The 1,240-nt window shown below is 51.2% G+C and carries 2 protein-coding genes; both read right to left on the reverse strand.

Going from position 1 to position 1,240, the window contains the following annotated elements:
* A partial coding sequence (locus tag INT22_RS07315; protein WP_193067968.1) for a TRAP transporter large permease subunit occupies positions 1-692 on the reverse strand: 692 nt, incomplete at its 3' end.
* Between the two features lie 28 nt (positions 693-720).
* Positions 721-1,240 (reverse strand): TRAP transporter small permease (locus tag INT22_RS07320; RefSeq protein ID WP_226912487.1); only part of this gene is annotated, 520 nt, incomplete at its 5' end.

Consider the following 1,240-nt stretch of genomic DNA (forward strand, 5'->3'; position numbering starts at 1 on the left):
ACCCCCCACAAAATACCGCCAATAATGATCACGGGAATGAGCAGTGCAGGCAGCCCCCAAAGCAGGTCATGAAGCGCCTGAGAGCGAGTAGGCCACTGGCCTTTAGGGTACTGCTGAACCAAACCTACCAAGGCAATCACGATAAAAAAGCTGGTTCCCAAAAGCAGCCCTGGCAACAACCCAGCAATAAACATTTCCGCAATAGGCACTTGGGCCATGACGCCAAACAACACAAACAGCATGGAAGGTGGAATAATCGGCGACAGTAGCCCACCCGCGGCGGTAATCGCTGCGCTGTAGGATTTGTCATAACCTTCCTGCTCCATTGCTGGCACCATTGCACGAGACATAATGGCAATTTGCGAGGCTGCCGAACCAATAATCGCCGCCATCATCATGTTGGCGACTAAATTGATATAGGCGAGTCCACCGCGAAATCCTCCTACTAAAATGCGCGCTAGAGCGATTAAACGGCGGGTTAAACCGCCTTCATTCATTAATTCGCCCGCCAACATAAATAACGGAATCGCCAGTAATCCATAGCTTTCAATGGCGCTAAACAGCTGCTGTGGATACGAATCAAACAACACCGTATTGCCTGACATCTGGATATACCACATGGCAGTCAATACCAGCACTAGCGCAATGGGCACAGCGCCGAGCAACAGCAGCAAGAAAACAGCAATCGTCATAAACGTACCGTCAATAGGGTAAGCAGGATTAGCGTAGCGTTTTGGCGGTGGGTGCTTGGGTCGGCGTTCGCCACTGTTTGAGTGACTGGATAAGATTCGTCCAGCCATGCAGGCTAAGGGAAAATGCAAACCACGGCACAATTAACCACGCCCAGAATTTTTTAATGCCAAGCGTGGAAGTGTTTTCAGCGTAAATAAAATTGAATGTTTGCCCTTGAAAAGCACGGGTATCAAACCCCGCTTGCACCAGTGCAAGGGGCTGATACCAACGCCAACAAAGCCACGCTAACAGCAGGGCAAATAGCAGCACCATGGCATCTACCCAGACACCTATCAGTTTCCGGCCGGTTTGCGGTAGCAGATCACTCAGCAACGTGACCGCTATCCCCTGGCGGCGTTTAAACACCGTGGCGGCTATCAAAAAGGTCATCCAAATCATGGCATAAATCGCCAGCTCGCTAATCCAGTAAAGCGGGCTACCTAGCGCGCGAAACGCAATATTGGTGAGAATCAGACAGGTAACCGCCGCCGCTAAAGCAGCGGCGGCA

Source organism: Halomonas sp. 3D7M, assembly GCF_014897885.1.
GTDB lineage: Bacteria > Pseudomonadota > Gammaproteobacteria > Pseudomonadales > Halomonadaceae > Vreelandella.